At 71.7% G+C, this 13,938-nt stretch carries 9 protein-coding genes and 1 pseudogene; 6 read left to right on the forward strand and 4 right to left on the reverse strand.

What is annotated here, in order from left to right:
* Window positions 1–135: 135 nt before the first annotated feature.
* Entirely contained in the window at window positions 136–2,454 is a 2,319-nt protein-coding gene (gene metE / locus ACGFZS_RS23825; RefSeq protein WP_393796804.1) for a 5-methyltetrahydropteroyltriglutamate--homocysteine S-methyltransferase, read from the forward strand.
* A 606-nt stretch (window positions 2,455–3,060) separates the two neighbouring features.
* On the opposite strand, the gene ACGFZS_RS23830 is transcribed toward metE, so the two are convergent.
* Window positions 3,061–4,476, reverse strand: a complete 1,416-nt coding sequence (locus ACGFZS_RS23830) for a DUF1254 domain-containing protein (protein WP_393796805.1) — start codon at window positions 4,474–4,476, stop codon at window positions 3,061–3,063.
* Window positions 4,477–4,909: 433 nt separating this feature from the next.
* Between ACGFZS_RS23830 and ACGFZS_RS23835 the strand changes: the two genes are divergently transcribed.
* Complete coding sequence (locus ACGFZS_RS23835; protein WP_393796806.1) at window positions 4,910–5,980, forward strand: glycoside hydrolase family 43 protein; 1,071 nt, start codon at window positions 4,910–4,912, stop codon at window positions 5,978–5,980.
* A 77-nt stretch (window positions 5,981–6,057) separates the two neighbouring features.
* On the forward strand, window positions 6,058–6,540 hold the full coding sequence (locus ACGFZS_RS23840) for a GNAT family N-acetyltransferase (RefSeq protein WP_393796807.1): 483 nt from the start codon (window positions 6,058–6,060) through the stop codon (window positions 6,538–6,540).
* 295 nt (window positions 6,541–6,835) lie between these two features.
* Here the strand turns inward: ACGFZS_RS23840 and ACGFZS_RS23845 are convergent, their stop codons facing one another.
* Window positions 6,836–7,303 (reverse strand): hypothetical protein, encoded by a 468-nt coding sequence (locus ACGFZS_RS23845; protein WP_393796808.1) that lies wholly within the window; start codon window positions 7,301–7,303, stop codon window positions 6,836–6,838.
* A 566-nt stretch (window positions 7,304–7,869) separates the two neighbouring features.
* Between ACGFZS_RS23845 and ACGFZS_RS23850 the strand changes: the two genes are divergently transcribed.
* Window positions 7,870–9,171 (forward strand): cytochrome P450, encoded by a 1,302-nt coding sequence (locus tag ACGFZS_RS23850; RefSeq protein ID WP_393796809.1) that lies wholly within the window; start codon window positions 7,870–7,872, stop codon window positions 9,169–9,171.
* 44 nt (window positions 9,172–9,215) lie between these two features.
* Here ACGFZS_RS23850 and ACGFZS_RS23855 read toward each other — a convergent pair whose 3' ends face one another.
* The gene (locus ACGFZS_RS23855; protein WP_393796810.1) at window positions 9,216–9,773 is read right to left on the reverse strand and encodes a GNAT family N-acetyltransferase; all 558 of its coding nucleotides are present in this window, start codon (window positions 9,771–9,773) and stop codon (window positions 9,216–9,218) included.
* Between the two features lie 243 nt (window positions 9,774–10,016).
* Here ACGFZS_RS23855 and ACGFZS_RS23860 point away from each other — a divergent pair.
* Together ACGFZS_RS23860 and ACGFZS_RS23865 are read left to right on the forward strand one after the other, a co-directional pair.
* Window positions 10,017–11,384, forward strand: a pseudogene (locus tag ACGFZS_RS23860) (NAD(P)/FAD-dependent oxidoreductase); the annotation flags it as partial.
* A gap of 168 nt (window positions 11,385–11,552) precedes the next feature.
* A complete protein-coding gene (locus tag ACGFZS_RS23865; protein ID WP_393797014.1) occupies window positions 11,553–12,674 on the forward strand; it encodes a cytochrome P450 in 1,122 nt (373 codons plus the stop codon).
* Here the strand turns inward: ACGFZS_RS23865 and ACGFZS_RS23870 are convergent.
* A complete protein-coding gene (locus tag ACGFZS_RS23870) occupies window positions 12,671–13,864 on the reverse strand; it encodes a MalY/PatB family protein (RefSeq protein WP_393796811.1) in 1,194 nt (397 codons plus the stop codon). The two genes, ACGFZS_RS23865 and ACGFZS_RS23870, sit on opposite strands and share 4 nt — an antisense overlap.
* Between the last annotated feature and the right edge of the window lie 74 nt (window positions 13,865–13,938).

The raw sequence follows: 13,938 nt of genomic DNA on the forward strand, positions 1-13,938 counted from the left end.
GGCGGGTCGGCGTACATACCTGACGGGACGACCGTGCCTTTCCCGCGCGAGGTCGTCGCCGTCCGGTTCGTCACCCCTTCGCGCTCTCGTCCCGTCTCCGGGATCTCAGGGAATCGTCTCGCGAAGGAGATCTCCGTGACCACCGAGTCCGCGGCCGCGGCAGCACGGGCCACCGTGTACGGCTACCCCCGCCAGGGCCAGAACCGGGAACTGAAGAAGGCGATCGAGGGCTACTGGAAGGGCCGCGTCACCGCCGACGCCCTCCGTGCCACCGCCGCCGAACTGCGCACCGCCAACTGGAAGCAACTCGCCGAGGCCGGCATCCACGAGGTGCCCACCGGCGACTTCTCGTACTACGACCACGTCCTCGACACCACCGTCATGGCCGGCGCGATCCCGGCCCGCCACCGGGCCGCCGTCGACGCCGACGCGCTCGACGGCTACTTCGCCATGGCCCGCGGCACGCGGGACGTCGCGCCGCTGGAAATGACCAAGTGGTTCGACACCAACTACCACTACCTGGTGCCCGAGTTGGGCCCCGACACCGTCTTCACCGCGAACCCCGCCAAGCAGGTCGCGGAGCTGCAGGAGGCCCTGGCCCTCGGCCTGACCGCCCGCCCGGTGCTCGTCGGGCCGGTCACCTACCTTCTCCTCGCCAAGCCGGCCCCTGGCGCTCCGGCGGACTTCGAACCGCTCACCCTCCTGGACCGGCTGCTGCCGGTGTACGCCGAGGTCCTCGCCGACCTCCGCGCGGCCGGCGCCGACTGGCTGCAGCTCGACGAGCCCGCCCTGGTCCAGGACCGCACCCCGGCCGAGCTGGACGCCGCGGCCCGTGCGTACCGCGACCTCGGCGCCCTCACGGACCGGCCGAAGCTCCTGGTCGCCTCCTACTTCGACCGGCTCGGCGACGCTCTGCCGGTACTGGCCAAGGCCCCGGTCGAGGGGCTGGCGCTGGACTTCACCGAGGCGGCGGCCGCCAACCTGGACGCCCTGGCCGCAGTCGGCGGGCTGCCCGGCAAGCGGCTGGTCGCCGGGGTCGTCAACGGCCGCAACATCTGGATCAACGACCTCCAGAAGTCGCTGTCCACCCTCGGCACCCTCCTCGGCCTGGCCGACCGGGTCGACGTCGCCGCCTCCTGCTCGCTCCTGCACGTGCCGCTCGACGCGACCGCCGAGAAGGACATCGAACCGCAGATCCTGCGCTGGCTGGCCTTCGCCCAGCAGAAGACGGCCGAGATCGTCGCCCTCGCCAAGGGGCTTGCCCAGGGCACCGACGCCATCACCGGCGAGCTCTCGGCCAACCGCGCCGACCTCGCCTCCCGCGCGGGTTCGCCGATCACCCACGACCCCGCCGTGCGCGCCCGCGCCGCCGCGGTCACGGACACGGACGGCCGCCGCTCCCAGCCGTATGCCGAGCGCGCCGCCGCCCAGCGCGCCCACCTCGGGCTGCCGCTGCTGCCCACGACGACCATCGGGTCGTTCCCCCAGACCGGCGAACTGCGGGTCGCCCGTGCGGACCTGCGCACCGGGCGCATCGACACCGCCGGGTACGAGGAGCGCATCAAGGCCGAGATCCAGGAGGTCATCGCCTTCCAGGAGAAGTCCGGCATCGACGTCCTGGTCCACGGCGAGGCCGAGCGCAACGACATGGTCCAGTACTTCGCCGAGCAGCTGACGGGGTACCTCGCCACGCAGCAGGGGTGGGTCCAGTCGTACGGCACCCGGTACGTCCGTCCGCCGGTCCTCGTCGGGGACATCTCCCGGCCCGAGCCGATGACGGTGCGCTGGACGTCGTACGCCCAGTCCCTCACCGACCGCCCGGTCAAGGGCATGCTGACCGGCCCGGTGACCATGATGGCCTGGTCGTTCGTCCGTGACGACCAGCCCCTCGGCGACACCGCCCGCCAGGTCGCCCTCGCCCTGCGCGACGAGGTCGACGACCTGGAGGCAGCAGGGACCTCGGTCATCCAGGTCGACGAACCCGCGCTGCGCGAGACCCTGCCGCTGCGGGCCGCCGACCGGGACGCCTACCTCGCGTGGGCGACCGAGGCATTCCGGCTCACCACCGCCGGAGTCCGTCCGGACACCCAGATCCATACCCACATGTGCTATGCCGAGTTCGGCGACATCGTCCAGGCCATCGACGACCTCGACGCCGACGTGATCAGCCTGGAGGCGGCCCGCTCGCACATGCAGGTCGCCCGCGAACTCGCCGCGCACGGCTACCCGCGCGAGGCCGGACCGGGTGTCTACGACATCCACTCCCCCCGCGTCCCGAGCACCGAGGAGGCGGCCGGGCTGCTGCGCACCGGCCTCAAGGCGATCCCGGCCGAGCGGCTGTGGGTCAATCCCGACTGCGGCCTGAAGACCCGCGGCTGGCCCGAGACCCGGGCCTCCCTGGAGAACCTGGTCGCCGCCGCCCGCACGGTCCGGAGTGAGCTGCCCGCCTCCTGACCGGACGCCCGTACCAGGGCCGGGACGCCACAAGCGTCCCGGCCCCGTGCAGCAGCACGGCCATCGCCAAGGCACAGGAGGGGGCTCATCGGCGCGGAGCAAACCGCGGCAGATCGTCGTGGACGGCAAGCCCATGATCGCGGTGTCCGCGAAGGAGTTCGAGAGTCTCCTCGCCATGCGCGGACAGCCCGGCAGCCAGACCGCGAAGATTCGGGTGCGGGCCCGTGGCCAAGTACGGCTCCACCCCTCGGCGGCCGTACGTCCGTTTCCCGATTCGTCTTCCGCGAGGCTCAAGACCTGCTGCCCTGACCGCACTTCGTGACCATGGAACGTTATCGAGGGGAGGGGCGAGACAGTGTTGAGCGCCTACAGCGTTCGGCCGCCCTTCGCACCGAGCCGGGCCCCCACGCCGTACGAGAACCCTACCTTCGAGCTGCGGCTGATGGCGGACGGGCCCCGGCCACGGATCTTCCACCAGGGCCAGGAGGCAGGGGTACTCGGCACGCAGCCGCCCGGCACCGCACCGTCCCGAGGTGGTCCTCGCGGCTCGCCGCCTGACCGCCCGAGGGCGAGTGTCGTGGCTCACCGGCCGGCGCACGTCGGCGATCAGTTCGTCCTGACGACGGCGGGGGGCCGCCAGGTTCCGTCGAGGGCCGCCGGGTCGGGCCAGTAGGCGCGCAGATAGAGCGCGAAGCGGCCGGCCGGGGCGGGCAGCCAGTTGGAGCGGTGGTCCTGGTCGGCGGGCGGTCGGGTGCACGCGTACAGGGTCAGGGAGCCGTCGTCGGCCAGGCGCAGGTCCTTGTTCTTGGTGCCCAGGGAGTAGCGGTTCAGCGGGTTGGGGTGGAAGAAGTGGTGCTCGTTGTAGAGGGTCACCGACCAGAAGCCCTTGACCGGGGGGAGGGCGTCGGCGGGGAAGGTGAGCGTGTAGCCGTGTTCGCCGGTGAGGGGTTCGCCGTCGCGGTCCAGGTCCTGGTAGAAGTACGCGGTCTCGGCGGGCGTGTTGACGAAGATGTTCGCCTTGCCCATCGCCGTACGGCTGAGGTAGTCGCCACCGAACGCGGCCCCGTTGCGCTGGGTGCTCCAGTGGTGGTCGAGCGGGATGCCGATGTTGCGGAACTCGAACAGGTCCTTCACCAGCGTGGCATCGGCGTCGAGGGCCGCCTCGCGCAGCACCACGGCGGCCTTCGGATCGCGGGCGGCCTCGGCCGCGAGCGACCGGAACACCCCGTACAGGGCCTCCTCCCCCGGGCGCGGGGGCACTTCGTCCAGGACCGCGGGGAAGGCGTCGAAGAACGCGGCCGGGTCCACCCACTGGGTCTCCTGCTCTCCGCCGGCCGCGTCCCCGGCCGGGTAGGAGGGGGCCGCGGACCAGTCGGTGGTGCGGGCGGTGCCGGTGTAGTCGGTGAGCGGATAGGCCATGACCTGGTCGACCAGGGGCTGGATCGCGGCGCGCTCCTCGGCGGTGTCGTTCATGAAGACGCGCGGGATGCACACCGCGACCCGGGTGTCGAACCGGAACACCTCCGTGATCCCGGCGGGCACGTCGCCGGCCCAGTCGGCCGGTGCCAGCAGATAGCAGCCGGGTTTCGTGCCGTACATCGCGCCGAGCCGCGCGAACGCCTCGGTGCGCTGGTCCACCACCTGGTAGACCCAGAAGCGGTCACCGAAGTCCGGGACCTGGATCACCGTCGGCCCGCGCCGGGCGTCGGTGATCCCGAAGCCGTAGACCACGTCCTGGTTCGGGCATGCCACGATGCGCTCGCCCGGCTCGATGTAGTCGCGCAGCATGCCCACGGTCCCCGGCGGACCGGCCGGGACGATCCCGCCCAGCAGGCCCGGCGCCGGGAGCCGTTCCATGAGGGCGAGCCGGTTGTGCAGGTTCACCAGCGGCCAGCCCCACAGGTAGGCGAACCGGCCCGTCGTGCGCAGATAGTCCTCGGTCATCCGCGAGCCCGGCACCGGGGGCGCGAGAGACGCGAGGGTGTCCGGAGCGTCCGCGGCATTCGGAGCTGAAGGTGGCATGGTCCGAACCTACGGTCGTGGTCCGGCCGGGACACAGTCGAACTGAGCCGTCCGGGGCCGTCGCCCGGGGCGGAGCCGGTGGGACTCGGTGCCCGGGCAGGGCAGAGCCGTATTCGACCGCACATGGATCACCGTGGGCTGATCCCGCACGCCTCGTCGTGCGCCCGGGGGTCATCCTGGAGGTCTCCGCAATGGTGAGACCTCCCTTCCGCGAGCTGCGCGCTGCTGCCGGGTCCGGTGCGCGGCGCCGCACGTCGGCGGCGATCCCGAGTGCCCTGGCGTGGTGCTCGCGCCGCGTACCGCTCCGTCTCCGTCCGGTGCGCGGGGCGTGGCAGTGCCGGTTCACGATCGATGCTCGAAACGGTCCACGCCGCGGCAACGCGCCCAGGGGTCTCGGGTCACACTCTGACCAGGGCGGTGTTACGGGGGGGCGATGGCGAAGTCCGGGTCGGGGGCGGTGCGGCGGCCGAGGAGTTCGGTCCGGATCCAGACCCGCGACCCGTTCGTCCTGCACGACCGGGCCACCTCCGCCTACCACCTCTACGGCAGTACGGACCCCGGCATCCGGGACGGTCCCGGCACCGGGTTCAACGCCTACCGCAGCACCGACCTCCTGCACGGGGAAGGCCCGTTCGCCGCCTTCCGCCCGCCCGCGGGGTTCTGGAGCGAGGGCTCCTTCTGGGCCCCGGAGGTCCACGAGCACCGCGGCCGCTGGTACATGTTCGCCGCCTTCACCGCTCCGGACGGCTACCGCGGCACGCAGATCCTCGTGGGCGACACGCTCCAGGGCCCGTTCGCCCCCTGGCGCGAGGGAGCCGTCACGCCACGCAAGTGGCAGTGCCTCGACGGCACCCTGCACGTCGACGCGTCGGGGACGTCCTGGATCGTGTACTGCCACGAGTGGACCCAGATCCACGACGGGGCGATCCTCGCGCAGCGCCTCGGCGAGGACCTGCGGCACACCACCGGAACACCCGTTTCCCTCTTCAACGCCTACGACGCCCCGTGGACCCGCCCGCTGCCCGGGGTGTCGGAGCGGTTCCCCGCCCCCGTCACGGACGGGCGGTTCCTCTTCCGCCTCGGCAGCGGCCACCTCGTCATGCTCCGGTCCGGCCACGGTGAGCAGGGCTACGCGATGGGCCCCGCCCACTCCGCCTCCGGGCGGGTCACCGGGCCCTGGAGGCAGGACGAGCCCGCCCTGTGGCCGGCGGACGGCGGTCACGGGACGGTCTTCCGGCTCGCCGACGGATCCCTGGCCCTCACCCTGCACCAGCCCAACAACACCCCGGACGAACGGGCCGTCGTACGACGCCTCGTGGAACACGACACCACGATCACGACCGAGGACGCCCCGACCTCCCGGCGATCTCCCCGTCCCCTCGTCTCCGTCCGTACGCCCGCCTACGGTCCGCCGGACACGAGGTCTCGCGGAAGCGGCCACCAGATGCCCCGCTCAAGGCCGCTGGGGAGAATCCGGGGAAGCGGGGTCACTCGTCCCGGATGAGGCTTCCTTGCCTCGTGAAGGTCAGGGTCGGCTGCGACCCGTACCAGATGGTGCCTGGATGACCGCACAATGCGTGGGTGGAAAACAACGTCGTCATCCGTCCGGCCGTCTCCGATGAACTGGACGTCGTCGCTGAACTCCGATGGCAGTGGGTCCTGGAGAACCAAGACGCTCCCGTCACCGGGCGGGCGGAGTTCGTGCGGCACTTCGTCACGTGGGCGAGGGAGAACACGTCGTCGCATCGCTGCATGGTCGTGGTGCGCGATGAGGTGATCGTCGGCATGGCCTGGCTGGCGGTCCTCGCGCGGGTGCCCAGCCCGCACCACCTGCGACGGGCATCGGGCGACCTGCAGTGCGTGTATGTCGTTCCCGGCGAACGCGATGGCGGCCTGGGCGGCCGGCTCATCGACGCGGTCCTGGATCGCGCTCGGGAACTCGGGCTCGAACGCGTCACCGTGCACTCCAGCCCCCGTGCGATCTCGGCCTACTCCCGCCACGGTTTCGAATCATCGCCCCGTCTGCTTCACGCCCGCGTCGCCCGCACCACCTCCTATCCGTGACAGCCGCCGAGGAGCTGCTTCGCCCCGCCGGCCCTCGGTCACGGCCGTCTGTGCGGCGTGCGGTCACGGTTGAGTGCGGCGGCCAGTCGCGTGCGCGGGTCGCAGGACGCCCGAGGCGTCCAGGGCCGTGCGCATGGCTGCTGCCAACCCTGGCGCAGTCCGCCCCGGGGTTCCTGGCCGGGCGGGCGCGACCGCGGGCCTTGGGGCTGCCGTGCCGTGGTCTTCGAAGAAGTTGAGCCAGAACCTTCTCGGGTTCTGGCTCACTTTCCCGGACCAAGGGGTCACGTAAGGGCCGTCAGAGGTTGTAGCGCTCGACCTTGAGGACCCAGTTCTGCACCCCGCCCTTGTCCCCGCTGCTGACCTTGAGCTTGACCTGGGCGTTGACGCTCCGGTTGGTGAACTCGGGCTCGAAGCGGACCACGCGAAGGAAGGTGTGGCTGGACCACTCCGGGTTGCCGCGCGCGGTGATGTAGCGGTGGTTGTTGCTCAGCGGCTCCGACTGCTCGCTCCCGAAGAAGACCGTGGCGTTCATCAGGCCCTGGCCGTCGCCGTTCTGGTCGGAGGAGAGGGCCTCCGCCGAGAAGGTGGCCAGGAAGATCGCGCCGTAGGAGGGGGCTCCCTGCCCCAGGCTCAAGTCGACGGACGCGCCCGGGAGGTCGATCCACGAGGTGCTGTCGGTCTCGAAGCGCTCGGTCTCCCACTTCGCGTAGGTGATGTTGGGGGCGCTGGTGATGCGGAAGGAGTTCGGCGGCGGCGTGCTCATGGGCACTCCTTGTCGGTGCGGGGGATGGGTGTCGCCGGACGTTGAACTCGCCTCCGTGTCAGCGGTGTTCGCGTCGTGCGGCGTGAGGTGAGGATCGCCGTGCACCGCGCCCTCCACACCTGCATATTTGACTTTTAGTAGTCGACTGAACACTTTCAGTCGCGATGTGCGGGCATCCCTGATCCCTGCCGCAGCACCCGACCCCGACGCGTCGGTCACGTGTCCTGAAGACCCATCGACGCTGGCGGGATGGCATGACCGGCTGACCTGGGACGAAAGTCCGGAAACACCTCACCCACCCGGATGACCCCCCATGTGACAAAATGTGAAGAGTGGCTTTTTGTGCCGCAGACCGGCGAGAGGAGTGCTTCATGATCGCCAAGCTGCTCCGCAAGCTGTCCTTCACGCGCCACTACGGTGCGTACGGCGCCCACGAATGGGACGCGTACGCCGGCGGCGAGCAGGACTGAACCCACAAGCCGGCGGGCGCCCTGGGGCGGGCGCCCGTTCCCGGCCACGCGGCCGGCGGCATCGCCTGGACGGGGACGAGAGCCAGGGACGAATTCATGGGCCGAAGTGATGAGCCGCCGAGGTTGCCCGGCGGCAGTTACGCGACCTGGAGTCGCGACCGGCTGGAGGTGGCCCGTCGCGGCGCCGAGGAGTGCGGGGACGTCTGGCAGCTGGAGTCGGGGGTCTACGTGGCCGCCACGGCCGCACCGTGCGAAGCAGTGCTGCACCGCGCACGGGACTTCCCCAAGGCCTTCTCTCCCCTCTTCCCGCCGTTGAAGCGGCCGGGCGGCGCACCGGCACCCGAGGAACGTGCGCACGCGCACGCGGCCCGGATGCACGGACTCCGTGCGCAGGCGGTCGCCGACAGGATCGGTGAGATCGCGCCCCGGACCGCCCGGTTCGCCGACCAGTGGCCCACGGGCCAGGACGTCGAGATCCTGCCGCCGGTGCGGCACGCCCTGGCGGAGATCGGTGTGCACTACCTCTTCTCCGAGGACGCCCCGGCCCTGCTGCCCCATGCGGCGCAGCTCTTCCTGGCCCGGGAGGTGCTCGTACGCCCCTCGCGATGGGTATGGCCGCGCTGGATGCCCACCCCGGCACGGCGATTCCGCACCCGGCAGCAGGTCGCCTTCACCGACGCGCTGCGGGCCGTCGTACGGCGGCGTCGCTCGTCGGGCCGGCTCGGTGACGACCTGCTGGGACAGCTGCTCCGCCCCTCCCCCCGTTACGGGCTGCTGCCGGAGGAGGCCGTCCTCGACACCCTCCCCGGAATCACCGTCGCCACCTTCGAGACCCCCTCCCGGGCCGCCGGATGGATCCTGCTCCACCTGGCCCGGCACCCCCGGGCGGCCGCCCGCGTCGCGGCCGAGGCCGCCGCGCTCCCCGCGGACCCGGCCACGACGACCCGCGCCCACCTCAAGGGCCTCACGTACACCGAGGCGCTGGTGAGTGAGGTGCTCCGGCTGTACCCCCCGAGCTGGCTGCTGACCCGGGATGCCCCGCGGCAGACCCGGCTCGCCGACTACACCATCGGCGCCGGGTCCACCGTCCTCGTCTGCCCCTACACCGCTCACCGCGACGCACGGGAGTACGCCGAACCGGACCGGTTCCTGCCCGAACGCTGGCTCGACGGCACGGGCTCTCCGGCGAAACCCGGGGTCTTCCTCGCCTTCGGTACCGGACCGCACGGCTGCGAGGGAGCCGCGCTGGCCATGGCCGTGCTGACGCTCCTCACCGCGCAGACCGCCCGCCGCTACCACCTGAGCGAGCCGCCGGGACCCGGACCCGGCTACCAGGTCACCACCCTCGAAGGCCTCGCGACCGTCGGCCTGCGCCTGCGCGCCACCGTGCGCGGCTGAGGACGGTCCTGCCGGCCGGGATCACAGACTTGCGGATCACCGGTTCATGGTCCGGCCGTCGTGTGCCGCCGGTCGAACTCGTCGGCGAGCAGGCCCATCATGACGAGGTCGTGGTGCCGGCCGGCGAGGAAGACGTGTTCCCGCAAGCGCCCCTCCTCGGTGAAGCCGAGCCGGCGGAAGAGCCCCAGCGACGCCTCGTTGTGGGCGAGGACCGCGGCCAGGCACTTGTGATAGCGCCGCTCGGCGAACATGAAGCGCAGCAGCAGCGCCACCGCTTCCAGCGCGTAACCCTTGCGCCGGTGGTCGGACCCGATCTCGACATCGACCTCGAACCAGCCTGAACGACGGCCGGTGCGGTGCGAGCCGACCGTGCCGACCAGCACCCCCGTGGCCGTCGCCTCCACCGCCAGCCGGAAGCGGTCGTCATCGCCCCCGGCGACAGCCTGCTCCTTCGCCCGGACACGGTGGCTCTCGGCGGACCGCGGCAGCTCCGGCCGGCTTCCTCGCCGCCCGTCGTCGGCGGCGAGGCCCATGAGCGCCGTCCAGTCGTCGGGCTCGACGGCGCGCAGGCGGACTCCATGACCGGTCCAGGACGATTCCATGGTCTCTTTGATAACGCCGCGGTGTGCGCGAGACCGCGAGGCACACCGGGACGGGTGGTGGCCGCCACGCTCGTGAGCGGGCCCCCGACCTGCGGTCACCTGATCGATCAGCGCTGGAATCGCCGCTGCCGAGGCCGCTGTTAGGCTGATTCTCCGACGATGTTCCGGCACGCCGTGCCCCACATCTTCCGGCGTGACGGAGATCCCTCCCGGATGCACGGTGAGGAAGCGCCCATGTGCCCCATGTGCCATCCAGACCGCGACTACGCCCGGCACCTGCGGGCGTTCAGGCGCGCCGGTCGCATCGCGGTCGTCGGCGCTTCGCTGGCGGGGCTGCGGGCCGCGGAGTCACTGCGCGACGAGGGGTTCACGGGATCGTTGACCATCATCGGTGACGAGCCGTGCGAGCCCTACGACCGTCCACCGCTGTCCAAGCAGGTGCTGACGGGGTGGGTGCCCGCCGACGCCACCACGTTGCCCCGGCGCCGCGCCGTCGATGCGCAGTGGCTGCTGGGCGTGCCCGCCGACGGGCTGGACCTCGCGTCGCACCACGTGCGCCTCGCCGACGGGCGCGGGGTTCCCTTCGACCGGCTGCTGATCGCCACCGGGGTGCGGGCCCGGCCGTGGTTCGTCGAGTCCGAGGCGGCCCTGGACGGAGTCTTCGTCGTGCGGACGCGCGAGCACGCCGAAGGCCTGCGGCGGGCCCTGGCCGCCGGGCCGTCCCGGGTCCTGGTCATCGGTGCGGGGTTCACCGGCTGCGAGATCGCCTCCGTCTGCCGGGAGCGGGGTGTCCCGGTGACGGTCGCCGAACTCGCGTCCGCCCCGCTGGCCGGGACGCTCGGACCCGTGATCGGCGAGGTCGCGGCCGACATGCAGCGCGCTCATGGTGTGGACCTGCGGTGCGGTGTCCAGGTCCTTCGGCTGGAGGGCGACGCGCGGGGACGGTTTCGCCGTGCTCATCTCGACGACGGCTCCACGGTCGACGCCGAGGTGGCGGTGGTGGCGTTCGGGAGCCTCCGCAACACCGAGTGGCTGCGGGGATCGGGGCTGGCGGCGGGCGAGTGGGGCGTCACCTGTGACACGGGCTGCCGCGCCCTGGATGTCAGCGGTCAGGTCACCGGCGACGTCTTCGCGGCGGGGGACGTGGCCCGCTGCCCGGACCCCGTCTACGAGCACCGGCTCGTCTCGCTGGAGCACTGGGCGAACGCCGTGGAGCAGGCCGAGGTCGCGGCGCACAACATGGTCAGCGCCGAGGCCGGGCAACGGCCCCACCTGTCCGTCCCGCTGTTCTGGTCGATCCAGTTCGGCGTCAACATCAAGTCCGTGGGCGTGCCGGCCTTCGCCGACCAGGTGGTCGTCGCCCAGGGATCGGTGGCCGACCACCGCTTCGTCGCCGTATACGGCTACCGGGGCCGGGTCGCCGCTGCCGTCAGCTTCGACAACGGCAGGTCGCTGAACCACTACCGACGGTCGATCGAGACGGCCGCCCCCTTCCCGCCCCGCTGCCCCACGCCCGACCGAACCGAAGACCAGCGCCCGGTGCCCGCCGGCTTCCCCGACCCCACCCCGTCCGGGCCGCACACCACGGGCCACGATCCGGACGCACGCCGCCGCGTCCCGGCCGTGCACCGGCAGCCGCCGTATCCGCCACATCCGCCACATCCGCCGAGGGAAGGCCTGTCCACCGCGAGCGGAACCTCCGGCACACTGCAGCGGATCTACGACTACTCCGCCCGCGCCGACCCCTACCCGCTGTACGCCGAACTGCGCGAGACACCGGTGGCCCGGCAGCAGGACGGCAGCTATGTCATCAGCACCCATCGCGAGATCACGGACGTACTGAACGACCCGCATCTGAGTTCCGACGTGCGCAACCTGTCGGGTCCGCTGCCCTCGGACGAACCCCCTTCGTCGTTCATCCACATGGACTCGCCCGAGCACGACCGGCTGCGGCGGCTGGCGATGCGGCAGTTCGGCCCCCCGCACACCCCTGGGCTGGTGAACGGGCTCGAAGGCTTCCTGACCGCCACCGTCGGAAGGCTGGTCGACGGCCTCGCGGACCAGGAACGGATCGACGTCGTCGACGATTTCGCCTTCCCGCTCCCCTTGGCCGTGACCTGCCATGTGCTCGGCGTGCCACGCGAGGACGAGCCGAGGTTCCACCGCTGGGTGCACGACATCATGGACTCGGTCGACTACGACCCCGCCACCGACCCGAAGGAGAAACGGGACAGGGGCGTGCGGGCCCGCGAGGATCTGCGCCGGCGCCTCGGTGAGCTGGTGGCGCAGCGCCACGGCCGACCGGGACACGGCCTGCTGTCACGGCTGGCCAACGACGACGGGCCCGACGGGCGGATGACCGACGCCGACATCGTCGCCACCGCCAAACTGCTCCTCGTCGCCGGTCACGAGACCACCGTCAACCTGATCACCAACGGCATGCTGACGCTGCTGCGCCACCCGGACGTGCTGCGCCGATTGCGCGACGACCCGGATCTGGTCGTCCCGCTGGTCGAGGAACTGCTGCGCTACGAACCGCCGGTGCACATCATTCCCTGGCGGGCCGCGTACAGCGACATCACGGTCGGCGACACCGTCATCCCCAAGGGCTCCCAGATCATGCTGATGCTGGCCTCCGGCAGCCGTGATCCGGACCGCTTCCACGATCCCGACCGCTTCGACCCCGACCGGACCGACAACCAGCACCTCGGCTTCGGCAGCGGCATCCACCTCTGCTTCGGCGGCCCGCTGGCCCGCCGGGAGACCCAGATCGCGCTGACCGAACTGGCTCGCCGCCTCGACGGGCCCGCCCTGGTCGCCGACCCGCCGCCGTACCGGCGCAGCCCCGTCCTCCGGGGGCCGGTCCGTCTGGACATCCGGCAGGGCGGCAAGTGCGCCTAGCCTGTCGCGGCTGCGCGTGTCGCCGCGGTCATGCGCCGGACCGCTTCGGTGAGCAGTTCGGGTGAGGTGGCCAGGTTCAGCCGGGCATGTCCCGCGCCGCCGGTACCGAAGGCGGGGCCGGAGCTGAGGGCGACCTCGCCGTGTTCGAGGAAGACGGCTGCGGGGTCGTCGCCCAGGCCGAGCTGCCGGCAGTCCAGCCAGGCGAGGTAGGTACCCTCCCCGGGCCGGTAGCGGATGCCGGGCAGGTGTTCCGCAAGGAGGTCGACGAGGAGTCCGCGGTTGGCGTCGAGGCCGTCCAGCAGGTCGTCGAGCCAGGGGATGCCGTCGCGCAGGGCCGCGGTGTGGGCGATGACGCCGAGGTGGCTGGGGCCTTCCTGGACCCAGGCGGGGATCCGGGCGAGGTCGTCGGCGGCGGCCGGGCCGGCGAGGGCGACGGCGGCCTTGAGGCCGGCAAGGTTCCACGCCTTCGACGCCGACATCAGTGCCATGCCGTTCTCGGCGCCCGGAACACTCAGGTACGGCACGAACACAGCCCCCGGCATGACGAGGGGGGCATGGATCTCGTCGGAGACGACGCGGACGCCGTGCCGGGCGGCCAGGGCGGCGACGGCGGTGAGTTCGCCGGCGGTGTGCACGGTCCCGATGGGGTTGTGCGGGTTGCACAGCAGGTAGACCGGCCGTGGGCCGTGCTGGGCGGCACGCGCGAACGCCTCCTCCAGAGCGGCGAGGTCGATGCGCCGGTCATCGCCCAGCGGGGCTTCCGCGATCCGCCGGCCCGTGTGCTCCACGAAGTGGTAGAAGGGCGCGTAGACAGGGCAGTTGACCACCACGGCGTCGGAAGGTGAGGAGATCACGTCGAGCACCTCGACGATGCCGCGCATCACGTCCGGCATCATCGCGGTGCGCCGGACGCTGATGCCGTCCCAGCCCCACCGCTCACGGGCGAACTCCGCCAGCGCCTCGGCGTACGCGGTGCCCGCCGGGTAGCCGGTGTCGCCACGGGTGACCGCGTCCGTGAGGGCCCGGGCCACCGGTTCCGCGAGCAGCACATCCATCTCGGCCACGAACAGCGGTAGCACGGTGCGGGGGTACACCTGCCATTTCTCGCTCGTGCGCAGCCGGAGCCGGTCCAGGCCGACCTGGCACAGGGGGTTCGTTTCACCGGACATATCGCTGTTCGAGCTGCTCATGACGCGAAGAGTAGGCGGGATTCCCCGCCAGGTGTTTGCCTTGTTTCGCCGCCTGGGGGCCTTTGTGCGAGGAT

The organism is Streptomyces sp. NPDC048288 (assembly GCF_043201555.1).
In the GTDB taxonomy this organism is placed as follows: Bacteria; Actinomycetota; Actinomycetes; order Streptomycetales; family Streptomycetaceae; genus Streptomyces.

Bases quoted from the DNA above. Each gene is read 5' to 3' on its own strand.
- ACGFZS_RS23830 (WP_393796805.1), bottom strand. From the start codon at position 4,476: ATGCCACCTTCAGCTCCGAATGCCGCGGACGCTCCGGACACCCTCGCG.
- ACGFZS_RS23835 (WP_393796806.1), top strand. From the start codon at position 4,910: ATGGCGAAGTCCGGGTCGGGGGCGGTGCGGCGGCCGAGGAGTTCGGTC.
- ACGFZS_RS23845 (WP_393796808.1), bottom strand. From the start codon at position 7,303: ATGAGCACGCCGCCGCCGAACTCCTTCCGCATCACCAGCGCCCCCAAC.
- ACGFZS_RS23850 (WP_393796809.1), top strand. From the start codon at position 7,870: ATGGGCCGAAGTGATGAGCCGCCGAGGTTGCCCGGCGGCAGTTACGCG.
- ACGFZS_RS23855 (WP_393796810.1), bottom strand. From the start codon at position 9,773: ATGGAATCGTCCTGGACCGGTCATGGAGTCCGCCTGCGCGCCGTCGAG.
- ACGFZS_RS23870 (WP_393796811.1), bottom strand. From the start codon at position 13,864: ATGAGCAGCTCGAACAGCGATATGTCCGGTGAAACGAACCCCCTGTGC.